The organism is Paraburkholderia unamae (assembly GCF_003268775.1).
Taxonomy (GTDB): domain Bacteria; phylum Pseudomonadota; class Gammaproteobacteria; order Burkholderiales; family Burkholderiaceae; genus Paraburkholderia; species Paraburkholderia unamae.
The window spans coordinates 64,671-86,142 of the sequence record NZ_QLSU01000040.1 but is presented as its reverse complement, the minus strand read 5'-3'; the positions used below and the strand labels follow the sequence as shown (position 1 = coordinate 86,142).

The 21,472-nt window shown below is 65.6% G+C and carries 18 protein-coding genes and 2 pseudogenes; 5 read left to right on the top strand and 15 right to left on the bottom strand.

All coding sequences use genetic code 11. From position 1 onward, the window contains the following. Nucleotides 1-176 precede the first annotated feature (176 nt). The 10 genes from C7401_RS39460 to pqqA form a co-directional block, all read right to left on the bottom strand. A complete protein-coding gene (locus C7401_RS39460) occupies nt 177-1,703 on the bottom strand; it encodes an aldehyde dehydrogenase family protein (RefSeq protein WP_112177471.1) in 1,527 nt (508 codons plus the stop codon). Nucleotides 1,704-1,990: 287 nt separating this feature from the next. After that, nucleotides 1,991-3,112, bottom strand: coding sequence for a porin (locus tag C7401_RS39455; RefSeq protein ID WP_112177470.1), 1,122 nt, complete (start codon nt 3,110-3,112; stop codon nt 1,991-1,993). A gap of 202 nt (nt 3,113-3,314) precedes the next feature. Next, a complete protein-coding gene (locus tag C7401_RS39450) occupies nt 3,315-3,749 on the bottom strand; it encodes a hypothetical protein (RefSeq protein ID WP_112177469.1) in 435 nt (144 codons plus the stop codon). Further along, on the bottom strand, nt 3,736-5,976 hold the full coding sequence (locus C7401_RS39445; protein WP_112177468.1) for a heavy metal translocating P-type ATPase: 2,241 nt from the start codon (nt 5,974-5,976) through the stop codon (nt 3,736-3,738). The genes C7401_RS39450 and C7401_RS39445 overlap by 14 nt, the downstream gene beginning before the upstream one ends. Before the next feature lie 10 nt (nt 5,977-5,986). Further along, nucleotides 5,987-6,574, bottom strand: coding sequence for a c-type cytochrome (locus tag C7401_RS39440; protein WP_112177467.1), 588 nt, complete (start codon nt 6,572-6,574; stop codon nt 5,987-5,989). After that, the gene (locus tag C7401_RS39435; RefSeq protein WP_112177466.1) at nt 6,571-7,167 is read right to left on the bottom strand and encodes a cbb3-type cytochrome c oxidase subunit II; all 597 of its coding nucleotides are present in this window, start codon (nt 7,165-7,167) and stop codon (nt 6,571-6,573) included. Before C7401_RS39435 ends, C7401_RS39440 begins: the two co-directional genes overlap by 4 nt. After that, nucleotides 7,164-8,831, bottom strand: coding sequence for a cbb3-type cytochrome c oxidase subunit I (locus C7401_RS39430; protein WP_112177465.1), 1,668 nt, complete (start codon nt 8,829-8,831; stop codon nt 7,164-7,166). Before C7401_RS39430 ends, C7401_RS39435 begins: the two co-directional genes overlap by 4 nt. Nucleotides 8,832-9,069: 238 nt before the next feature. After that, nucleotides 9,070-10,797 (bottom strand): methanol/ethanol family PQQ-dependent dehydrogenase, encoded by a 1,728-nt coding sequence (locus C7401_RS39425; RefSeq protein WP_112177464.1) that lies wholly within the window; start codon nt 10,795-10,797, stop codon nt 9,070-9,072. Between the two features lie 300 nt (nt 10,798-11,097). After that, entirely contained in the window at nt 11,098-11,385 is a 288-nt protein-coding gene (gene pqqD / locus C7401_RS39420; protein WP_112177463.1) for a pyrroloquinoline quinone biosynthesis peptide chaperone PqqD, read from the bottom strand. Between the two features lie 349 nt (nt 11,386-11,734). Continuing rightward, entirely contained in the window at nt 11,735-11,809 is a 75-nt protein-coding gene (gene pqqA, locus C7401_RS39415) for a pyrroloquinoline quinone precursor peptide PqqA (protein ID WP_111939409.1), read from the bottom strand. 386 nt (nt 11,810-12,195) lie between these two features. Between pqqA and C7401_RS39410 the strand changes: the two are divergent. The 3 genes and pseudogenes from C7401_RS39410 to C7401_RS39400 form a co-directional block, all read left to right on the top strand. After that, nucleotides 12,196-12,561, top strand: a pseudogene (locus C7401_RS39410) (PQQ-dependent dehydrogenase, methanol/ethanol family); the annotation flags it as partial. A 151-nt stretch (nt 12,562-12,712) separates the two neighbouring features. Further along, nucleotides 12,713-13,075: pseudogene (locus C7401_RS39405) on the top strand (c-type cytochrome); the annotation flags it as partial. A 56-nt stretch (nt 13,076-13,131) separates the two neighbouring features. After that, on the top strand, nt 13,132-13,446 hold the full coding sequence (locus tag C7401_RS39400) for a high-potential iron-sulfur protein (RefSeq protein ID WP_112177462.1): 315 nt from the start codon (nt 13,132-13,134) through the stop codon (nt 13,444-13,446). A 55-nt stretch (nt 13,447-13,501) separates the two neighbouring features. Here C7401_RS39400 and C7401_RS39395 read toward each other — a convergent pair whose 3' ends face one another. The 3 genes from C7401_RS39395 to C7401_RS39385 all read right to left on the bottom strand — a co-directional run bounded on the left by C7401_RS39395 (nt 13,502) and on the right by C7401_RS39385 (nt 16,730). Then, complete coding sequence (locus C7401_RS39395; protein WP_112177461.1) at nt 13,502-14,353, bottom strand: 3-hydroxybutyryl-CoA dehydrogenase; 852 nt, start codon at nt 14,351-14,353, stop codon at nt 13,502-13,504. Between the two features lie 45 nt (nt 14,354-14,398). Next, a complete protein-coding gene (gene bktB / locus C7401_RS39390) occupies nt 14,399-15,586 on the bottom strand; it encodes a beta-ketothiolase BktB (protein WP_112177460.1) in 1,188 nt (395 codons plus the stop codon). 199 nt (nt 15,587-15,785) lie between these two features. Continuing rightward, nucleotides 15,786-16,730, bottom strand: coding sequence for a TIGR03571 family LLM class oxidoreductase (locus tag C7401_RS39385; protein ID WP_112177459.1), 945 nt, complete (start codon nt 16,728-16,730; stop codon nt 15,786-15,788). Between the two features lie 144 nt (nt 16,731-16,874). On the opposite strand from C7401_RS39385, the gene C7401_RS39380 reads away from it, so the two are divergent. Beyond that, complete coding sequence (locus C7401_RS39380; protein ID WP_112177458.1) at nt 16,875-17,756, top strand: LysR substrate-binding domain-containing protein; 882 nt, start codon at nt 16,875-16,877, stop codon at nt 17,754-17,756. Between the two features lie 99 nt (nt 17,757-17,855). Here the strand turns inward: C7401_RS39380 and C7401_RS39375 are convergent, their stop codons facing one another. Then, nucleotides 17,856-18,953 carry an NAD(P)H-dependent flavin oxidoreductase gene (locus C7401_RS39375; protein ID WP_112177457.1) on the bottom strand — a complete coding sequence of 366 codons (1,098 nt, stop codon included), beginning with the start codon at nt 18,951-18,953 and terminating at the stop codon, nt 17,856-17,858. A gap of 256 nt (nt 18,954-19,209) precedes the next feature. Continuing rightward, entirely contained in the window at nt 19,210-19,821 is a 612-nt protein-coding gene (locus C7401_RS39370; RefSeq protein WP_112177456.1) for a TetR/AcrR family transcriptional regulator, read from the bottom strand. 488 nt (nt 19,822-20,309) lie between these two features. On the opposite strand from C7401_RS39370, the gene C7401_RS39365 reads away from it, so the two are divergent. After that, on the top strand, nt 20,310-21,470 hold the full coding sequence (locus C7401_RS39365; RefSeq protein ID WP_181565813.1) for an efflux RND transporter periplasmic adaptor subunit: 1,161 nt from the start codon (nt 20,310-20,312) through the stop codon (nt 21,468-21,470). The last annotated feature ends 2 nt before the right edge of the window (nt 21,471-21,472 follow it).

Here is a 21,472-nt window from a genome sequence, read left to right as displayed (position 1 = left end):
TAGGCGTCCATGCCGGACACCGTGGCACTGGCCACCGTTTGTTCTGAAGGCGCAAAGACCCGGCGTTCCTGAAGAACCGATTCAATCGCAGACATGTTGATTCCGTTTTGTATATCGAGCGCGCGCAATGACGCCTGCCGGGGGCTCGCGCCGCAGGCAGGCGTCACGCCATTCGCTCAGAAGAAGCCGAGCGCCTCGGGCTGATAGCTCACGAGCAGGCACTTGGTCTGCTGATAGTTCGACAGCGCCATCTTGTGCGTCTCGCGCCCGATGCCCGACTGCTTGTAGCCGCCGAACGCCGCATGCGCGGGGTACAGGTGGTAGCAATTGGTCCACACGCGTCCCGCCTCGATCTCGCGGCCCATGCGGTATGCGCGCGTGCCGTCGCGCGTCCAGACGCCCGCGCCCAGGCCGAAGTACGTGTCGTTGGCGATCTCGATGGCTTCCTGTTCGTCCTTGAACGTCATCACCGAGGCAACCGGCCCGAAGATCTCCTCCTGGAACACCCGCATCTTGTTGTGACCGAACAGCATGGTCGGCTTCACGTAGTAGCCGCTGCCGAGTCCTTCGCCAGGGGCCGCACGCTCGCCGCCGGTCAGACAGCGTGCGCCTTCCTCGCGGCCGATGTCGATATACGACATGATCTTGTCGAGCTGCTGCTGCGACGCCTGCGCGCCGATCATCGTATCGAGGTCGAGCGGATGCCCGATCTTGATGCGCTCGACGCGCGCAATGGCCTTCTCGATGAAACGCTCGTAAATCGACTCCTGAACCAGCACGCGCGACGGGCACGTGCAGACCTCACCCTGGTTCAGCGCGAACATGGCGAGGCCTTCGAGCGCCTTGTCGAGGAACACGTCATCTTGATCGAGCACGTCGGCGAAGAAGATGTTCGGGCTCTTGCCGCCCAGTTCGACCGTCGAGGGAATCAGGTTTTCCGCCGCGGCGTGCAGAATGCGCTTGCCAACCGGCGTCGAGCCCGTGAACGCGATCTTCGCAATACGCGTGCTGGTCGCGAGCGCTTCACCCGCTTCCCTGCCGAAGCCGTTGACGATGTTGATCACCCCGGCCGGGAACAGGTCGCCGATCAGTTCGATCAGCACGAGCACCGACGCGGGCGTCTGCTCGGCGGGCTTCATCACGACGCAGCAGCCCGCGGCGAGTGCGGGTGCAAGCTTCCACGCCGCCATCAGCAGCGGAAAATTCCACGGAATGATCTGGCCGACCACGCCCAGCGGCTCGTGGAAATGATAGGCGACCGTGTTGTCGTCGATCTCGGAGATGCCGCCTTCCTGCGCACGGATGCAGCCCGCGAAATAGCGGAAATGATCGATGGCGAGCGGCAGGTCGGCAACCATCGTTTCGCGCAGCGGCTTCCCGTTGTCGATCGTCTCGGCCACGGCGAGCACCCGGAGATTCTTTTCCATGCGGTCAGCGGCCGCGAGCAACAGGTTCGCGCGCTCGGTCACCGACGTCTTGGCCCATTTGCGGCGCACCGCGTGGGCGGCGTCGATGGCGAGGTCGATATCGGCCGCGCGCGAGCGGGGAATGCTGCAAAACGGCTTGCCGTTGATCGGCGAGACGTTTTCGAAATAATCGCCGTCGATCGGCGGCACCCACTTGCCGCCGATATAGTTTTCGTACTGCTTACGATACGGATACTCGATGTCGAGGCCCAGCTGCTTCATGTCAAACGGGTTCATCTTGCGTCTCCTGCTCATTGTACGGGGTTGGAATCGTGCTAACGGCACGGCACCTATCTGCAAATAGTGTGCCTGCGCGCGCAAACCGCCCGGGCGCGGCCTTACCTGCATGCCGCCCTCGGTTGCGCGCGCATAGGTGTTCCAATACGGATCACCGGATGTAACAGGCCGCGCGTCTGTTGCAGTTCGGCACATGCCGGCCAGGCGGGTGCGGGTAGCGGTTTCATCGTGAACCGGCGCACTTGCACCCAGAGGCCGGGCTTCGAGCACAAGTGCGGCCGCATCGATCAGAAGTGGTGCGAGATGCCGACGTTGACCAGCACGGTCTTTTCCCCCGGCGCGGTGCCGCCGTTGACGATCGAGGTCTTGAGGCTTTCGAGCGGATCGGCCGTGCCGACATAGCCGGCGTCGACGTAGGCGAGCTGCGCATACAGGACCGTGCGCTTGGAGACCGCGTAGTCGTTGCTCAGCACGAGCGAGCGCGTCGTGCTGTTGTGGCTGCCGCGATACCGGTTGTAGTAGCCGGCAAGCCCTGTCGTATTCGCGGCGTTCCACTGGTAGCTCACGCCGGGGCTGATCGACGTCACGTGCGAGACGTCCCCGCCGTCGAGCGCGCGGTCGATCACGTCGAAGTAGTTGAGCTTGCCGGTCACCGGGCCAAACGATTTGGCGAGGCCCACGCTCCACAGGCGGCTCACGTTCTCGCCGGTCACGGAATCCGCCACCTGCTGGAAAGCGGCGGACGCCGTAACGGGGCCGGTATAGGTCGCACCCAGCGAAATCTCGCTGCCCTTGTGCAAGCTGCCCGCCACGCCGCCGAACGACCAGGCCGCGCCCAGCCAGACGGGACCGAGCGTGTTCGAATACTGCACCGCGTTGCCGATGAACACGCCAACGTCGTTGCCGGGGTTGGTGCCCGCACCCAGCGCATTGCCGGGCGCGGACAACTGGTTATAGGCCCATGTGTAAAGGTTCGACAGATTCTCCGCGAAGGCACGCGGCTCGGTCGTGATGGCGGCCAGCAGCGAGGGGCTGTACATGCGGCCCAACGTGAGCGAGCCGTATGGCGTGGTCAAGCCGACGTTGGCCTGACGCCGGAAGATCTGCGACTCGTAGCCGGGGCCCATGATCAGGGCGCCGCTGTTGCTCGCGAAGTGAGATTCCAGGTTGAAGGTAGCCGCGTATCCGCCGCCCAGATCCTCATTGCCCTTCAAGCCCCAGACGCTCGGATTCGTGCCGCCGGTCGCGAGCTGGACCTGCGAGCCCTGGCCGTTGGCCGCATGATTCTGGTAGAGCACGCCGGCATCGATGATGCCGTAGAGCGTGACCGAGGATTGCGCCGCCGCCGTGCCTGCGAGCGTTGCCAGTGCCACGGCCAGCGTGATCTGCCGATACTGTCGAGTGTGCATCGTGTCTCCTTGATTTTCTGATTGGGTCAAACGTGAACGTCTTCTTTTCTTTGCAACCGCGAACCGCCGGAATGGGGTTGGTTGGAAGCTGGTTTTCATGAACCACTTCAATTCCTACGTTTTCATATGGCATCCTTATAATTTGTTTACCTAATTAATGACGGGGAACGTTGGCCGTTTGAGCATCTCTACGTCAAAAATCTCAGCGAATACGGCGTCTGCCGCCCCATCCTGACCAACGCGATAGCGCCAGCGCGACACCCAGCCACGCCACGCCCGCCCATCGGATGCAATCGATCCCGACAAACGCGCCCGCAAGCATCAACAACCAGCCCGGCAGGCTCGCGCACGCAGCGGCGAAGCGGCGCGTGCGCCTCGCCTCGCGCCACGACAAGAACGCCGCAACGAACATGAGGCTCAGGGCTGTGCCGAACCAGAGCCCGTTGTCGCGCGTCGCCGCAAACCAGCTTGCGCCGAATAGCCCCGCGTAGGTGGTCCAGCAAATCGCGCACTTCGGCGCCGCGATCTGTAGCGCGAAAAACGCCAGCCGCAATGCGCGCGACACGATGCGTGGCGCGCCGAGCGCTTCGCGTCTCGCCCCGCGCCGGCAGGCGCATCCGGCGTCATGCACAGACATGGGATAACCCGTCGGCCTTGAGCGCCGCCACGTCGCGTGAATTGCCCGCCCACAGCAGGCGCGCGGAGTTGAACGTGACGGAGAGCGAGCTTGCAACCATCAGCGCGGCGGCCATGGCCGGCGAGACATGGCCCGTCAACGCTAGCGGAATCGCCATCAGGTTGTAGACCGCCGCCGCCGCCAGGTTCTGCTTCATGGTTCGCGCGGTCAGCCTGGCGCTCGCCAGGGCATGGTCGAGCCGCGCAATGTCGCCGCCCATCAGCACGATCGCGGCCGACGCCACCGACGACGCCGTGGCGCCCTCCACCGCCACGCCGAGATCGGCCGCGGCCAGCGCCGGGGCGTCGTTGAGCCCGTCGCCGACGAACATCACGCATGCGAGCGAAGCTTGCGCGGCCTGCACGCGGCGCGCCTTGTCCTCGGGCGACTGCCCGCTGAAGACCCCGGTTTGCGCGATCCCCACCTGGTGTGCGATGTCCCGCGCCACGGGGTCGGCGTCGCCGCTCAGGATCGCGACGGCCAGCCCCGACGCGCGCAGACGCCTCACGGCCTCACGCGCTCCCGGCCGCGGCGCATCGGCGAAGGCCAGCGCACCCAGCCAGCGATCTGCGCGCGCCACGTGCGCCAGCGTGTGCTGCGCGGGCCCGGACGGCACCGCGACGCCGTTGCCGGCCAGCCACGCGGCCTGCCCCACGCGCAGGCAAACGCCGTCCTCGCCCCGCCATTCGACGCCGGCGCCAGGCACTGCCCGGCACACGCCAGTGGCGCGATCGAGCGCGTCGAGGCGCGCCGCCGGCACCAGCGAGCGAATCGACTTCGCGAGCGCATGCTCGCTGCCGCGTTCGGCCAGCGCCGCCGTCTCGATCAGATCATCGCGCGCGACGCCGGGCGCAAGGCGCAGGTCCACGAGCGTGGGCCGCCCCTCGGTCAGCGTTCCCGTCTTGTCCAGATAGACCTGCGAGATGCGCCCCGCCTTTTCCAGCGCTTCGACGTCCCGGAACAGAATGCCTTCGCGCGCCGCCCGGCCCACTCCCGCAGACAGCGCCAGCGGCACCGCCATGCCGAGCGCGCACGGGCACGTGATCACCAGCACCGCCACTGCATGCTCCAGCGCCACCGGCCACGTCATGCCGCGATAGCGGCCCAGCGCGCAGGCCACCAACGCGAGCACGCAGACCACAGTCGCCAGATGGCGCGTGAAGCGCTCGGCGAGCGTTTGCGAAGCGGTCTTGCGCGCGAGCATGCGGCGCACCTCGCCTGCGATCCGGTCGACCCGGCGCGCGCCCCATGCGGCTTGCACCCGCACGATCAGTTCGCCGTCGCCGTTGAGCGTGCCCGCTTCCACCGCGTCGCCGCAGCGAACGCTTGCGGGTTGCGTCTCGCCGGTCAGCAGCGAGCGATCGATTCGCGACGTGCCGTGCGTGACGAAGCCGTCGAGCGCGATGCGCTCGCCCGGCCGGATGCGCACGACGCTGCCCGGCGCCACCCGTTTGACGAGCGTGGCCACCTCCGATCCGTCGGCGTTGACGACACCGACCTGCTCGGGCGGCAGATCGAGCAGCGTGCGTACGGCGTCCGCCGAACGCGCGCGAACGGACATTTCGATCAGGCGTCCCGCGAGCAGAAAGGTCACGATGGTCGCCGCGGAATCGAAGTAGACCGCCGGGTCGCCCTGCGTGAGACGCCACACCGACAAGGCGAACGCGCCCAGTGCGCCAAGCGACACCAGCACGTCCATGCCCGGCGCGCCGGCGCGCAAGGTGCGCCAGCCCGCGCGAAGGAAGGGCAACGCGCACCAGGCTACGACGGGCAGGCACATCAACCCGGCAAACAGCGAAAGCGCGTATTGCGCGGGCCGGGACAACGCGCTGTCGGCAAACAGATAGAGCGGCCATTGCGCGGCCATCACCCACATGTCGAAGAACACCGCCACAACGAGACGCAAGCCCAGATCCCGCTTGATCCTCGCGAAGTGCGCGCGGCGATCGTGGCCGTCGCCCTCGGCCACACAGGGGTAGCCGATCTTTTCCACGGCCGCGACGATCTGCGCCAACGTTGCCGCATGCGGATCCCACTGAAGCTGCGCCGACTCCGCGGCGAAGCTGACCGTGGCGTCGAGCACCCCAGGCTGACGCTTCAGCACGCGCTCCACGGCGTTGGCGCAACTCGTGCACCACATGCCGCGCACGTCGAGCGTGATGCTGTCGAGGGTCGCTGAGGTCGTCATGGGCGTCTGATTATTTCGCCGCGTTGAGTTCGGCTTCGCCCTTCCACGGCGTCGCGCGATTGCCGAGTCGATCGCGTTCGGCCTTGACGAGCGAGGCGTCGAGCGCGGCCGCATGATTGCCGAAACTCGCGCGCACATAGCTGCCGACCGCAGCGATTTCCGCATCGGACAACATCGCGCCGAACGTCGGCATGGTGCCGTTGAAGGGCTCGCCCTTGACCGACAGCGCGCCCTCCACGCCGAGCAGCAGGATATCGGCGAGCTTGTGCGCGTCGCCGTTCACCCACTCCGATCCCGCGAGCGGCGGGAACATGCCGGGCAAACCGGCGCCCGTCGCCTGGTGACACGCGGCGCAGCGGCTCGCGAAAATCTGCGCGCCGTCCGGCCCCGGCGCGGCCTTCGCACCCGCCTGGGCGGTCGTGACGGCCGCCGCCCCCTGCTCGCCGGAATAGATTTCCAGCCAGAAATAGCAGGCACCCCACACCGTGAGCGAAAGCACGGTGATCCACAGCAGCCAGGGGACGGGATTCGTGCGCTCCTCAGGCTCGGTGTGCTCGCGCAGATCAATCAAGAGGTCATGTTCGGTACGGCGGTTCATTGCATGGCTCCGGCTTCGGAAGCGGGAATGGGATAGGTGTGATTCAGCGAAATCAGGTAGGCCACCAGATCGAGCGCTTCCTGCGTGGCGACGATCTGGCCGTGCGCGGGCGCGTACTGCGGCGGCAGGCTCACCACCGCTTCGCCGGGCGCGGCGCGCTCGACATGCCGGAACAGAAACGGATACGACGGCATCACGCTGCCCGGCGACACCGCTCGCGGCTGGTACAGGTGCGCCAGTTGCCAGTCGAGGCTCGGCTGGCGCGCGCCGATATTGAACAGGTCGGGCCCGGTGCGCGCCACGCCGAGCAGATGCGGATCGTCGTAGGCATAGTCCGCCGGCACCGAGGGACGGCCCCAGCCGCGCAGCGCATCGGGGCCGAAGCTCGCGGCGCGCGGCTGCTGCGTATGGCAATAGACGCAGCCCATGGAGACATAGGTGGCGCGGCCGCGCAACTGGGCGACGGTGTATGGGGCAAGCGCTTCCGGCGCCTGCACGGCGCGCAGTTCGCGGTACGGCAAGGCCACCAGCATCAGCGTGGCGAGCGCGAGCATGATCAGCGCGCCGATAAAAATGGTCAGCAGCCGGTTCATGCCTGCACCCCGGCAACGTTGACCTCGCGAATTGCCGCGTGAGAGGCAACTCGCGCCCGGCGGCCGGTTGCCATCGCAACGAAATGGACGGCGAAGATCACGTGACCGAGCGTCATCAATGCGCCGCCAATCGTGCGCGCGAGCAAATACGGCTCCAGCAGCGTTACCGACTCGATGAACGGACGGCTCGCGTCGAGCAGCGCGATGCCTTGCAGCACGCCGCCTATCGTCAGCATGACGAAGTAGATGGCAAAGCCGACGCAGACCAGCCAGAAGTGCGCCGCGATGAGCCGCGGATACGGCCACGGGCGTTCGACCACACGCGGCATGATGAAATAGATCGAGCCGAACATGATCATGGAAAAGAAGCCGTAGACGCCGAGGTGCGCGTGCGCCACCTTGTACTGCGTGAAATGGACCAGGCGGTTGAAGAACGGCACGGCCTCCAGTGCGCCTTGCAGGGAAACCAGCGTGTAGAGCATCGCGCCGGGCACGATGAAGCGCAGCGTAGGCGAATGGCGCAGGGCGGCGAAGCGCCCCACCACCGTCATATGCTGGTTCACACCGACCGCGAGCACCGGCACGATCATCATCACGCTTTGCACCACCGACACGCTGACGAGCCAGCCCGGCACCGGCCCGCCGATCAGATGGTGGATACCGGCCTGGCTGTAGAACATGGCGAGCGCCCAGAAGCCGACCAGTGAAAGGCTGTACGAATAGATAGGACGCCCGAGCACCTTGGCGATGAAGTAGTACGCCGAGGCGAGGCCGATCGGCGTGAGCCAGAGGCCCAGCACGTTGTGCGCGTACCACCAGTTGACAATGGCCTGCTCGACGCCCGCGTGCACGTGCGGAACCTTGGCGACCACGTAGAGAATGGGGAACCACAGCAGCGCCGCGCTCGCATACCAGACCGACACGTACAGGTGATCGACCGTGCGACGGCGCAGCGTGCACAACAGCGGCACCGCGCAAAGCGCACCGCCCACGGCAAAGAGAATGCCGATCTGCCAGGGGATCTCCAGCCACTGCTGGCCATCGGTCCAGCCGCACAGGATCGCCGCGACGCCACCCGCCACCGCGCCGTTCCAGAACAGCGCCCCAAGCGTCGCGAAGCGCGCGCCGGCCAGTTCCGTACCGAGCAGACGCGGCAGCATCCACAGCACGACGCCGAGACCCGCCATCGAAGCCCAGCCGTAGGCGACCATGTTCAGATGCGCCGTACGGATCCGCCCGAACGTGAGCCAGGCGCTTTGCGTGAGGAAGTCGGGCGAGGTGAGCTTCTGCGATGCAATCAGCCCGGCGAGCGACCCCAGCACGAGCCAGACGATCGACGATGCGAGGAACGCGAAAGCCGGACGGCGGCTCGAACGATCCTGGTTCAGGCGCTGCCCGGCCACGTCGTGCGCGAGCGTCCGGTGCGCCGCGCCGCCGTGGGTCGCACCCTGCGCCGCGCGCTCGACATCTTGCAGTTCCGCGAGTTGTTGCGCGGGTGCGGCCGGATCCTCGACGAGACCGACTTCGTGCGGCGCGAAGATCACCTCGGCCGCTGCCGGGCCTGCGCGCATGAGCCCTTTTGTCTGGGCCCAGATGAACAGGAACAGGCCGAGCACGGAGATCAGGAAGGAAAGCGCCAGAAGTGCGCCAACAGTCAATGTCATGCTGGAAACGCCACGGTTAGGAATAGATTGAATTCGTGGGGTGCGGCGCACCGGCCCATTGTCGGAAGCCGGCAATGAGCGGCGGCGCTGCTTTCAGGTGGAGCGTGGCGGCGTCGTGGCCGCTGGCGAAGGCCCGGAACGAAGACGACAGTCGAGTCGTTGCGCGACTCTGCGAGACGTTCGGGCCGAAGCGAATTCGCCGCGCCCTGTTGGCGACAGGGCGCGGCGCAGGACGCAATCAGTCCTGGCCCAACGCGAACACGTAGAGCGTGCCGCCGCGCGGCACGTCCTTCGCCACGTCGGCCATCGGGCCGCCCCAGATCGGGTTGGCGCCGCCGTAGCCTGCCAGCACCGCTACGTACTCCTTGCCATCCACCTCGAACACCGAAGGCTGCGCAATCACGCCGCTCGCCAGTTGCGGGCTGGTCCAGAGAATCTTGCCGGTTGCGGTATCGAATGCGTACAGATGGCCGTCGAGCGAGCCGCTGAACGCAAGGCCACTGGACGTGGTGGCCACGCCGCCGTTCCACGGCATCTTCGTCCAGTGACTCCAGAGTTTCTTGCCCGTGTTCACGTCGATGCCCTGGAGTTCGCCATAGCCCTCGCTGCCCGGTTCCGGCTTGATCTCGAAGCCTTCGCCGAGATACGGCAGGCCTTCCATGTAGCTCACCGCTTTGCCCGAGAGGCTCATACACGCGTGCAGGGTGGGCACCACGGCGATATGACGGGCCGGGTCATACGACACCGACCACCAGTTCTTGCCGCCCAGGAAGCTCGGGCAGGTTTCGATCGTCGTCCCGGCCTTGGGGAACTTGCTCGGGTCGGCGATCGGCTGGCCGTCTTTCGTGTAGCCCGTCACGGAATCGGCCTTGACGAACGGCTTGGCGTAGATCAGCTTGCCGGTCTCGCGATCGATCGCGTGGAAAAAGCCGTTGCGGTCCGCGTGGACGATGGCATCGTAGTCCTTGCCGTGGTACTTGATCTTCGCGAGGATCGGCGTGTTGACGCCGTCATAGTCCCACGTGTCGCCGCGCGTGTACTGGTAGTGCCACTTGAGCGAACCGTTCTTCGGGTCGAGCGCGAGCAGCGAGTCGGAGTACAGGTTGTCGCCGGGGCGCAGCGCGGCCAGCCACGGACCAGGGTTGCCCACGCCCCAGTAGAGCGTGTTCGAGCCGACGTCGTAGGTGCCGGTCAGCCATGCCGCGCCGCCGCCGTGGTCCTGCATGCCGTCGGGCCAGGTCTCGCTGCCCTTCTCGCCCTTGCCCGGAATCGTGTAGCGCTTCCACTGGATCGAGCCATCCTCGGGGCTCAGCGCCGCGATATAGCCGCGAATGCCATATTCGCCGCCCGACGTGCCGACCACGATCGACCCGTTCAGCGCGAGCGGCGCGAGCGAAAACGCATACCCCTGGCCCGGATCGAACATCTGCTTTTGCCACACGAGGCTGCCCGTTTGCGCGTCGAGCGCGGCCACTTCGCCGCTGAGCATCGCGACGTAGACGTTCTTGCCGTACAGCGCGACACCACGGTTCACCACGTCACAGCAGGCCGTCTTGAACGACTCCGGCCCGAGCTTCGGCTCGAACTTCCAGAGCTGCTCGCCGGTCTTCGCATTGAAGGCGTAGACGTTGTCCTTGGGTGTGGTCACGAACAGATAGTCGCCGTTGACGATCGGCGTGGCCTCGAAGCCCTGCTTCAGTTCGTCCGGGAACTTGTACGCCCAGGCCTGCTTCAGGTTCGCGACGTTCGCCTGGTTGATCTGCTTGAGCGGCGAATGCGACTGGCCGTCATAGGTGCGATAGTAGGTCAGCCAGCCCGTATCGCTCTGCGCCTTGGTCAGCCGGTCGAAAGTAACGGCCGGATAATCGGCGGCCGCGTAGGCCATGCCGCCGCTCATCAGGGCGGCCGTGGCAAGCCCGATTCCCCATGACGTCTTGCGGAATGCCGAAACTACACGTTCGTTCATTGTTGTCTCCATGTGTATTTGTGAGAGCGGTCGAAAACTGGCAAGTACGCCGGGCGCCCGGACGGGCCTTGGCCTGCCAGGCCACGCTTGATTGCAAACCTTGTGCCAGCACCGCACAAATCGTTGCTGCACAAGGGTTTGCGCGGCTTTTTCAGTGCTTTGGGGCCGCCGCGAAGATGCAACACGAATCAGGACAGGTGTTGCATTTCGTTGCAGCCGGGCAATCTTGATGTCATCAAACAGGACAGCTAACAGTTCTCTTTCGATCACGACGAGCGTCGCTCGCAGCGCTGCGCGTTTTCAGTCGAGCCAGCCGCGCAGCCGCGCGTGATCGAGAAAACGGTAGATGTCCGGCGCGAGTTCGGTCGAACTGAAAAGGCGCTCCACCTCGCCAATGATCTGGTCGAGTTCGTGCACGCCGTCGCAACGCGCGAGTATCTCGGCCGCGCCCGCATTGAGCTTCACCCGCCCTTCCGGATAGAGCAGCACATACACGCCCTGATCCGCTTCCCACTGCAAGCGGTACATGACGCGCAAACACGGGCGCAACGGCACGCCACTGACGGCATCGGGCAGCATCGGATTCATAGGAGCCATGCTTTTTTTCACCGCATCGGGGAGCGACCGGACATGATCGAAGGCAATGTCGCGAATCTGATTCCTTCGGATTCCCATGTATCTCGTGCACGCGCACCTGCGCGCGTTCGACGGAATGCGGGACAAGAATCGCATTCGTATTGTTTCGTGTTCTTGACAGGCGTAAGCAGCCTGCGCGTGCCGCTCGGCAACGTGTCGAGCCGGTCGATCATGCGATGTCTTCGATTGGAAGCGCCACGTCCGGTGGCGCGTTGATCCGTATCCTGATCTTCATGATCGTTCTCGCGACGCGCCGCCCGCCTCGCCTTGATGGCCACGCGGGCGGCGCGCTGACGCGCGCTCAGCGGTTGGCGATATACATCGTGATTTCAAAGCCGAAACGCAGGTCGGTGTACGAGGGGGGGGTCCACTGCATGACATGTCTCCTTGTTTGAGATTGGGTCGAAGTACCGCATCGAAGTTGCGGCCGGGTTCTTCAAAGCAAGGGCCATGCCGACCTGCGAGGACGCCGGCCCGGCACGGCAAACGCGCCCGCGCGGCGACGTGAAGCCACACGCCGCCGGCGAAGCACTGTCACATTCGCCAACATCTGTTGTTTTCGCCTGTACCCGGCCTGTACCCGGATGCAACACATCGGCCTCGCCGGTGCACCTTGGCGGCGGCCGGACAATTCGCCCGTCGCGCCCGCATCGCCCGGCGCGCAACGCTTCGCGGCAAATGGCACACGACTTGCAATGACGGTTGCACACCCGGACCGGAGCGCTTGCCGGCCGTGCACCCATCAATACCCAGGAGACGAAGATGAAGAGACGCTCGGCGGCGGCAAGCCGGCTCACGACCTGCGCAATGGTCGTCGACACGGCGACGACCCTGAACGCCGGTCCGGTGGATGCCGCTCCGGACTATCCGCCCGTGACCTGCGACCGCCTGACCCGCGCCCCAAGCGATCCGGGCTGGCTCACCGACTCCCGCAGCTACAACGGCCAGTCGCATTCGCCGCTCAAGCGGATCGACGCTTCCAACGTGGGCCAGTTGAAACAGGCATGGCGCTACCCGTTTCCCGCCAAACTGAGCCAGAGCTTCGAGGCGACGCCGATCGTCAACGGTGACTATCTCTTTGTCAGCACACCGAAAGACAACGTCTACGTATTCGGACTTGTCCGGGGCTGAGCACGCCTCCTGTTATCCGCCGCGCACGCCGGGCTTGCGGGCGCGGCGTCCCCTGCTTTTACTGGAACGTATGACCATGAATATCCGACTCACCCATATCGCCCTCACCATCGCGCTTGCGGCAAGCGCCGCGCACGTACCCGTGCATGCCGCGACGACAGGCGGCAGCGCGCCCGCATTCGACCACGATCAGGTCGTTCACGGCGAGCATCTTTATGCGGACTCCTGTGCAAAATGCCACGGCGAGAAGCTCGAAGGCATCACCGCGCCCGCGCTGAGCGGACCGGCGTTCGCACCGGCGGCGAATTCGCATCTGACGATAGGCGGCATCTACCAGTACATGTCGACCAACATGCCGGCCGACCGACCCGGCAAGATGACCGATCAGGAATACGCGGACCTGATGGCGTTCCTGCTCTATACGAATGGCTATGACGCAGGCAACGCCAAGCTGAGCGCCGACACCGCGCAGTCATCAACCACGCCGCTCAACGCCGGGCCTCGCCATTAAGCGTTGAAGAAAACCTGGCAGCACGAAACATCAGCATTCTCACCCTGGAAACCCGCATGAACACCCGCAATCGCAGAACCTTCATCCTCCATGCCGCCGGTCTGTGCGCCGCGCTCGCCACGGGCGGACGCGCATTCGCCGCGCCCGCCCTCGTCGACGAAAGCGACACCACGGCGAAGTCGCTCGGTTATCGCGCCAACGCCGGCAGCGTGGACGCCGCCAAATTTCCGAAGTACGCCAAAGGCCAGCGTTGCGCGAATTGCCGCTTCTACACGGGCGCGGCCGGCGAGGCGGCGGGCCCGTGCCCGATGTTCCCCGGCAAGGCCGTTGCGGCAGACGGCTGGTGCAACGTCTACGCGCAGCGCGCGTGAACCCGCGCTAAATCACCTGCCAAACAAAAAAGCGCCGGTTCCCCGGCGCTTCGTGTCAAGCGTAGTCGTATACGCCCCGTCCCGTCTTCCTGCCCAGACGTCCCGCGGCCACCAGTTCGCGCAGCAGCGGGCAAGCCCGGTACTTTGGATCGCCGAAGTCCTTGAGAAAGACGTCCATGACCGAAAGACACACGTCGAGCCCGACGAGGTCGGCAAGCGCGAGCGGCCCGATCGGGTGATTCGCGCCCAGCCGCATGCCCGTATCGATATCCTCGGCCGGGGCCACGCCCTCGGCGAGCAGGAAAAACGCCTCGTTGATCATCGGCACGAGAATACGGTTGACCACGAAGCCCGGCGCATTGCGCACGCTGATCGGCGATTTGCCGAGGCGCTCGGTCAGTTCGCGAACCGCCTGCACGGCTTCGCTGCCGGTTGCGAGACCGGCGATGATCTCGACGAGCGGCATCAACGGCACCGGATTGAAGAAGTGCATCCCGACGAACCGCGACGGATCGGCCAGCGCCGCGCCCAGCGTGGTGATGGAGATCGACGACGTATTGGAGGCGATGATGGCCTCGGGCCGTGCGACCGCTTCGATCTGCTTCAGGATCCGCAGTTTCAGATCGAGGTTTTCCGTCGCCGCCTCGATGATCAAACCGGCAGCACCCAGGCGCTGATAGTCCGTGGTGGTTTCGATGCGCGCGAGCGCGGCGTCGCGCGCCGCCGCATCCAGCTTCTCTTTCGCCATGAGGCGCTCAAGGCTGCCCTTCAGCGCCTTGATGCCTTTGTCGAGCGCCGCCTCGGTCACGTCCACCATGATCACGTGCAGGCCGGCGAGGGCCGCGACCTGCGCGATGCCGGCACCCATGGTCCCGGCGCCGACGACTCCCAATGTTTCGATTTGCATCGATATAGTCTCCGCGCGATGAAACGCGCGCCAAAGTAAGTGGAATTACTGGACGTTTTCGAAAATGGCGGCGATCCCCTGGCCGCCGCCGATGCACATCGTGACGAGCGCGTAGCGGCCGCCAATGCGCTTGAGTTCGTGCAGTGCCTTCACGGTAATGAGCGTGCCGGTCGCGCCAATCGGATGGCCGAGCGAGATCCCCGATCCATTGGGGTTCACCTTCTCCGGGTCGAGTCCCAGTTCCTGCGTCACGGCACAGGCCTGGGCCGCGAAGGCCTCGTTCGACTCGATCACGTCGAGGTCCGCAACGGACAGCCCCGCGCGTTGCAGCGCGAGCCGCGTGGCGGGCACGGGACCGATGCCCATGTAGAGCGGGTCCACGCCCGCGTGCGCGTAAGAGACGAGCCGCGCCATCGGCGCGAGGCCGCGCGCCTGGGCCGCTTCCCGCGACATCAGCAGGACGGCCGCCGCCGCGTCGTTGATGCCGGAGGCGTTGCCCGCCGTCACCGTGCCGTTCTCTTTGGCGAACACCGGCTTGAGCTTCGCGAAGTCGTCGATGGTGGCGTCGTGGCGCAAATGCTCGTCGGTGTCGAACACCGTTTCGCGCCCTTTCACCGTGCGCGTGACCGGCACGATCTGGCTTGCGAAACGGCCCTCGGCGATGGCGCGCGCCGCGCGGCGATGCGACTCCAGCGCGAGGTTGTCCTGGCGCTCGCGCGTAATGCCGTAACGGCCCGCCACGTTTTCGGCGGTCACGCCCATGGGCACGGTATGGAACGGGTCGTTGAGCGCGCCCAACATCATGTCGACGAGGCGCGCGTCGCCCATGCGGGCGCCGAAGCGCGCATCGGTCGTGATGTACGGCGCGCGGCTCATGTTCTCGGCGCCCGCGCCGATTGCCACGTCGGCGTCGCCGAGCAGAATGGTTTGCGCGGCGGAGACGATCGCCTGCAAGCCCGAACCGCACAGACGGTTCACGTTGAAAGCGGGCGTCTCGGCCGGAATGCCCGCATTGACGGCCGCAACGCGCGAGAGGTAGAAGTCGCGCGGCTCCGTGGCAATCACGTTGCCGAACACCACATGGCCCACGTCCTTCGCTTCCACCTTGCTGCGCGCGAGCAATTCGCGCACGACGAGCGCGCCGAGTTCGGTCGGCGCCACGTCTTTGAGGCTGCCGCCAAATTTGCCGATGGCGGTACGCACGCCGCCCACGACCACGACTTCCTTGTTCATTTGGAGTCCTTGATGATTTGTCTTGCGCGGCGCGCCGGGGAGCGCGTCGGCCGCTGAAAAGGGTTCCGGCCCATGCCGGTGATGCGTCCAGGCCACGTGGTGGCGATCCTAGCGCGAACGGCACACGGGCGGACTGGTCAAACCGGCCGATTTGCTGACAAAACCGGCCACGACATGCGCCAGAGGCCGCCTGGCGCGCTCAAAGGCCGTGAAAGAGAGGCAGCACCTCGGAGGCCAGTTCGTCGAGCACGTCCCGCGCCGGGCGCTGCGTGGCGAGGTTGAACGTCACGTGATGCGTGCCCGCCTCGCGCATGGCTTGCAGCAGGTCCACGAGCGCGAGGCGTCCTGTGCGATAGCCGAGCGCAACGGGTGTTGCGGGCTCGTTCGCCTGCTCGCTCAACTCGAGGCGCATGGCCGCGCCGAACGCACGGAACGCACCCGCTGCGGAACGCTCCACCGCCGCACGCCACATGGCGTAGCGCGCGCGCTGCACGTCGGGCTCGCGGTGGTAGGTCATCCAGCCGATGGCATGGCGAGCGATCCAGTCGACACTTTGACCGCCCGAGCCCACGGCGAGCATCGGCACCTGAGCGGCGGGACGCGGCAACAGGAAGAACTCAGGAGCGCCGGGCGGCGCGAGATCGGGAATCACGCGCGCAACAGGGGCGAGCGCGGCGGCCACGGTGCCCCAGTGCTCGCGATACAGATCGCGCCTTTGCTCGGCGTCCTGCCCGAACGCAGCGTACTCGGGAGGCCGGTCGCCCGAGCCGAGCCCCAATATGAAGCGCCCGCCGGACAGATGGCTCACGGAAACCGCGCCCTTGGCGATATGCAACGGGTGCCGCAGCGTCAGCACGATGGCGCCGCTAATCAGCGCGGCCTGCTTCGTGTGGGCCGCAAGCGCGCCGAGCAGAACCCACGGGTCCAGATGCCCGACCGGATCGGGATAGTCCGCGCTGTTGAGCGGCACGTCGCGCACCCATAGCGCGCGAAACCCGGCGGCATCGGCATGGCGGGCAATCTCGATCTGCTCGCGGAAGTCCGCGATGTCCGACTGCTGGCGCAGCACGGGCAAGGACAGACCGATCGACAACCTCGAGGGCGAGAACACGCGGCTCGCGATATCGTCTTCAACGGATGCCATGGAGTTTCGTGGTGAGATGTTGTTGAGGGAAAGGCGTGCTGCACCGAGATCCAGTTTGCGCCGACATTCTCAAAATGAGATAATTGTGGCGCTTTCCTCTCCTGCGATCCCGTCCCGCAGACAGGCCTCAGATGGACCTCTCAGATGGACCTATTAGACCTCGAAATTTTCAGCACCGTTGCGAAAGAGAACAGCGTCACGCGTGCCGCTCACCTCCTGAACCGCGTTCAGTCGAATGTCACGACGCGCGTGAAGCAACTGGAAGATGAGCTCAAGGTTCAGCTTTTTTCCCGTGACGGCAAGCGCATGACCCTGACTGCCGAGGGCCAGCGGTTTCTGGGCTACGCCCAGCGCATGCTCACGCTCGCGGAGGAAGCGCGTCAGTCCATGCAGTCCCACACGCCGGTGGGACGCCTGCGAGTCGGCTCGATGGAAAGCACGGCGGCAGCGCGTCTGCCGGCGATCCTCGGCGCCTATCAGAGCCTGTGGCCCGACGTGAGCCTCGAAGTCCTCACGGGCACGACTCGCGTGCTCCTCGACTACGTGCGCGCGAGCCGGCTGGATTGCGCGTTTGTGGCGGAAACCGCGGAGCGCGCCGACGCCGAATTCGCTTCAGGCGATACGGGCCTGGCGGCCGTGCGGGCGTTCCGGGAAACACTGCTGCTCGTCGCGCCCGGCCGGCTCGACCTGGCGCAGTTCGCGCAATCCTCGGACCGCTATCCGCTCGCGGCTTTCGCGGCGGGCTGCACGTATCGGCGCATTGCCGAACAATGGCTGGAAGCGCAGGCCGATTCGGAAGGCTTCCGTCCGCGAATCATCGAGTACGCGTCTTACCACGCGATTTACGCGGCCGTTGCGGCCGGCACCGCGGTTGCCGTCTTGCCGAAGTCCGTGCTTTCCACGGTCCCCGCTTCCGCCACGATCCAGAGCCGCCCGATCTGCGATATCGACACCTACCTCGTTTCGCGAGCGTCGTACCAGAGCGCGGCGTTCGATGAACTCGTGCGTCTGTTACCGAGCCAGTAACAGAGGTGAGGGGCGCGTGCGGCGAGGTTCATCTCACGCCGCTCGCGCCATGCAGGAAGCCGCTACGACATCCGCGCCATTCACACAAGCTGTGAAGCCTTAATTCAAGCGCTGGAGTTCGGCTATCGCGGCGTGCATCTCGGCCACGAGCGTTTCGACCAGTTCGGCCGCCGGCAGCGCGCGCGCCAAAGGCGCCGCCTGTCCCGCCCATTGAGCGCCGTAGTCGTATACCCCCTTGGCTTTCGCCGCCGCGTTCAGCGCCTTGCCCGCATCGTAGGCGATGGGATAGGCCGGCAACGCCTGCGGATACCCGTCTTCATGCTCAAGCTCGGTAAACGCATTGACGATCGAGCGCGCCGGGCGACCCGAAATCGCCCGCGTGAACACGGTATGCGCGGCAGCTTCACCAAGCAGCGCGCGCCGATAACCTTCGTCGATCGAGGTTTCGGCGCACGCCACGAAGGCCGTGCCGAGTTGCGCGGCGCTCGCGCCCAGCGCCAGCGCGGCAACCACGCCCGCGCCGTCCATGATCCCGCCCGCGGCGATAACCGGCAGGCCGCACTGCGTCGCGATCAGGCGCGTGAGGGCGAACGTGCCCAGCAGTTCGTCGCGCCCGGTCGAATCGAAAACGCCGCGATGGCCACCGGCCTCGATGCCTTGCGCAACGATCGCATCCACGCCCGCCGCTTCGATCTGCCGTGCTTCGTCAAGGCTCGTCGCGCTTGCCAGCACAACGATGCCCGCTTCCTTGAACGCCTTGATCACCGACGCGTCGGGCAGCCCGAAGTGGAAGCTCACGACCGCCGGGCGTTCTTCGAGAAGCACGCGCTGCATATCGGGATCGACAACGAAGCTCGTGTAGATCTCCTTGAGCTGCGCAGGCGGTGTCGCGTCGAAGCGTGAGAAGTGGCGCTCCAGCCACTTCAGCCACGCGGCCTCCGTTTGCGGGTTCGCAGCCGCCGGGCTGTGGCAGAAGACATTCACGTTGAACGGCTTGCCGGTCAGCGCACGCGTCGCTGCGATGGCCTTGCGCGCGTCCGCGGCATTCATCGCACCCAGACCGATCGAACCCAGCGCGCCCGCGTTAGACACCGCCGCGGCGAGCGCGGGCGTCGTCACACCGGCCATTGGCGCCTGAATGATGGGCTTTTCGACACCAAGCGCTTTCAAGAAATGCTGCACGTGCTGTGCGTTCATAAGTCCTCGCTGCGTTTGCCTGCACGATCATGATTGACGCGACCGGTGCGTCCGCTGAGTTCGAATCGAATCGTTTCGATTCAAATGGTCCCGAGCCGACGGCCCTCGCCCTTGCCGGGCCGTAAGCCCACCCGACAGGATCATATATCTCAAACAGGAAATACACAACAGTCATCAATCTCATTCTGAGATTTATGATTCGGAGCTTATATGCCCGCAGCAGCCTCCGCACAGTGACCATGGGAGACGTGACGCATCACTGCGCGTGAGGCGTGGCATACGCCGCGAGAAAGACCTCCACCGCGCGGGTGACGACCGGCAGCAGTTTCGCGCGCGTGGCTTTCACCTCATAACCCAGCGTCGCGATCTCGACCAGTTCGGCCTCCAGCAGCGCCAGCAGATGGCGCGCCGCGACTTCCGGGTCGCAACGGCGAACGGTGCGCGCCTCGATCGCACCGGCCAGGAAGTCGCGAACGTGCATCAAGCCACGGCGCGGCCCCGCTTCATATAAGGTCCGGCCTACGTTCGAGCGGTCGACCTCCTGAAAGCAAAGGCGGCGCGTCGCGAGAAACGAGGGTTGCAGCACGGCCGCCAGGTAGTGCTGCCCGAACGACGCCAGCGCGTCGCGTAGCGGAACGTCGAGCGTCAGTTGATCGAATGCGTCCCGTATCTCCGTTCCGGCACGGCTCGTCATTGTTTCAGCAAATAACACGTCTTTCGACTCGAAATAGCTGTAGAGCGTCGCTTTCGACGCGCCGGAACGTGCGGCGATTTCCGCCATCGAGGCCTGCTCGAAGCCGACCTCCCGGAACACCTCCAGGGCAGCGTCAATAATGGATTGGCGCTTTTCTTCCGTTTTCTTTCTCATACAGTCTCCAGTCCCGACCCGCCATGACGCAACGCTTGTGCGTACACATCGTGCATTCATGCAAGCCGCCGCGCCGGTCATGCTTTGAAACATTCATGCGGCCGCGAAGGCGGGTCATTCGATTGACAGCGATCCATCGTTCCATTATAAACCATACCGTACAGTTTAGTTATAGAGGCGGGAGTATGGAATCGAAGCTCGAACCGTGATGCGTACCTCGCAAGCCGGGGCCTGAGCAAGACGCGGCATTCACCGGCTGCGACGCTGCGCCCCGGCGCCTCCTCCAATATCGGCGTGCCAGGGTTCACCGGATCGCACGCGCCTTATCGATTAGTAGTCCGAGTGAACAGGCCGGACCTGCTTCGCCGGCCTCACCCTGGCTTTCGTGCGTTTCTCCGTTGCGAATCCTTCACGAAGCCGCTCGCTACCGCTTCGCGCCTGCCCGCATGCCGGCCAGGCGCTTCAACGTCCACCATTTGATGGAATCTATGCCGCAACTCAATCATTCAAGCATTGGGTGGGAGAGGAAAACGCGCCGGCTTGCCGCCGCACTCGTCTGCTCATCCGCCATCCTGATCGCCGGTTGCCAACGTCACGGCGCCGAGATGCCCGTGGCGCAAAGCGTCGACGTCGGCGTCAAAACGCTCGCGCCGCAACGCATCGTGATGACGGCCGAACTGTCCGGCCGCCTTTCGTCGCTCAAGGTCTCCGACGTGCGTCCGCAGATCGGCGGCATCGTGCAGAAGCGGCTGTTCGCCGAAGGCTCCGACGTGAAGGCAGGCCAGGTGCTCTACCAGATCGATCCGGCCACCTACCAGGCGACCTACGACCAGGCGCGCGGCACGCTCGCGAAAGCGCAGGCAACGCTCGCCTCCGCGAAAACGAAGGCCGATCGCTACGCGCAGCTCGTGAAGATCAACGCCGTCAGCGCGCAGGACAACGACGACGCCATCGCGGCCGTGCGTGAAGACGAGGCCGATGTGCTCGCGGATCGCGCCTCGCTCGAATCGGCGCGCATCAACCTCGGCTACACGCGCATCACGGCGCCGATCTCGGGGCGCATCGGCGCTTCCTCGGTGACCGAAGGCGCGCTCGTGACCGCGGACCAGACCACGGCGCTCGCGACCATTCACGCGTACGACGAGATGTACCTCGACGTCACGCGTTCGAGCGCCGACTGGCTGCGGCTGCGCCAGGCCTTCGCCTCGGGCCGCCTCAAGCACGCGGGCAGCGGCGCGGCCGTGCAGCTCGTGATGGAGGACGGCACGCCGTACGCCCACGCGGGCGTGCTCCAGTTTTCCGGCATCACCGTCGACGCGACGACCGGCTCGGTCACGCTGCGCATGATCTTCCCGAACCCCGAAGGCGAACTGCTGCCCGGCATGTTCGTGCGCGCGCAACTGGACGAGGGCGAAAGCGCCAGCGCGCTGCTCGTGCCGCAGCTCGCGGTCACGCGCGCCTCCGACGGCGGCGCGAGCGTCTGGGTGGTCGACGCAAGCGGGCACGCGAAGCAGGTCGCGGTGCGCGCCGACAGCGCCTATGGCGACCAGTGGATCGTCACGAGCGGGCTGAAAGCGGGCGACCGCGTGATCGTCAGCGGGCTCCAGAAGGTCCAGGCGGGCGTGGCGGTCCACGTGGCCGCGTCGTAAGG

What these genes read in the sequence shown, in the direction of transcription:
- C7401_RS39430 (WP_112177465.1), bottom strand. Translation starts at nt 8,831, where the DNA reads ATGACATTGACTGTTGGCGCACTTCTGGCGCTTTCCTTCCTGATCTCC.
- C7401_RS39375 (WP_112177457.1), bottom strand. Translation starts at nt 18,953, where the DNA reads ATGAACGCACAGCACGTGCAGCATTTCTTGAAAGCGCTTGGTGTCGAA.
- pqqD (WP_112177463.1), bottom strand. Translation starts at nt 11,385, where the DNA reads ATGAATCCGATGCTGCCCGATGCCGTCAGTGGCGTGCCGTTGCGCCCG.
- C7401_RS39440 (WP_112177467.1), bottom strand. Translation starts at nt 6,574, where the DNA reads ATGAACCGCCGTACCGAACATGACCTCTTGATTGATCTGCGCGAGCAC.
- C7401_RS39370 (WP_112177456.1), bottom strand. Translation starts at nt 19,821, where the DNA reads ATGAGAAAGAAAACGGAAGAAAAGCGCCAATCCATTATTGACGCTGCC.
- C7401_RS39455 (WP_112177470.1), bottom strand. Translation starts at nt 3,112, where the DNA reads ATGCACACTCGACAGTATCGGCAGATCACGCTGGCCGTGGCACTGGCA.
- C7401_RS39445 (WP_112177468.1), bottom strand. Translation starts at nt 5,976, where the DNA reads ATGACGACCTCAGCGACCCTCGACAGCATCACGCTCGACGTGCGCGGC.
- C7401_RS39395 (WP_112177461.1), bottom strand. Translation starts at nt 14,353, where the DNA reads ATGCAAATCGAAACATTGGGAGTCGTCGGCGCCGGGACCATGGGTGCC.
- C7401_RS39435 (WP_112177466.1), bottom strand. Translation starts at nt 7,167, where the DNA reads ATGAACCGGCTGCTGACCATTTTTATCGGCGCGCTGATCATGCTCGCG.
- bktB (WP_112177460.1), bottom strand. Translation starts at nt 15,586, where the DNA reads ATGAACAAGGAAGTCGTGGTCGTGGGCGGCGTGCGTACCGCCATCGGC.
- C7401_RS39450 (WP_112177469.1), bottom strand. Translation starts at nt 3,749, where the DNA reads ATGTCTGTGCATGACGCCGGATGCGCCTGCCGGCGCGGGGCGAGACGC.
- C7401_RS39425 (WP_112177464.1), bottom strand. Translation starts at nt 10,797, where the DNA reads ATGAACGAACGTGTAGTTTCGGCATTCCGCAAGACGTCATGGGGAATC.
- C7401_RS39460 (WP_112177471.1), bottom strand. Translation starts at nt 1,703, where the DNA reads ATGAACCCGTTTGACATGAAGCAGCTGGGCCTCGACATCGAGTATCCG.
- C7401_RS39365 (WP_181565813.1), top strand. Translation starts at nt 20,310, where the DNA reads ATGCCGCAACTCAATCATTCAAGCATTGGGTGGGAGAGGAAAACGCGC.
- C7401_RS39385 (WP_112177459.1), bottom strand. Translation starts at nt 16,730, where the DNA reads ATGGCATCCGTTGAAGACGATATCGCGAGCCGCGTGTTCTCGCCCTCG.
- C7401_RS39400 (WP_112177462.1), top strand. Translation starts at nt 13,132, where the DNA reads ATGAACACCCGCAATCGCAGAACCTTCATCCTCCATGCCGCCGGTCTG.
- C7401_RS39380 (WP_112177458.1), top strand. Translation starts at nt 16,875, where the DNA reads ATGGACCTATTAGACCTCGAAATTTTCAGCACCGTTGCGAAAGAGAAC.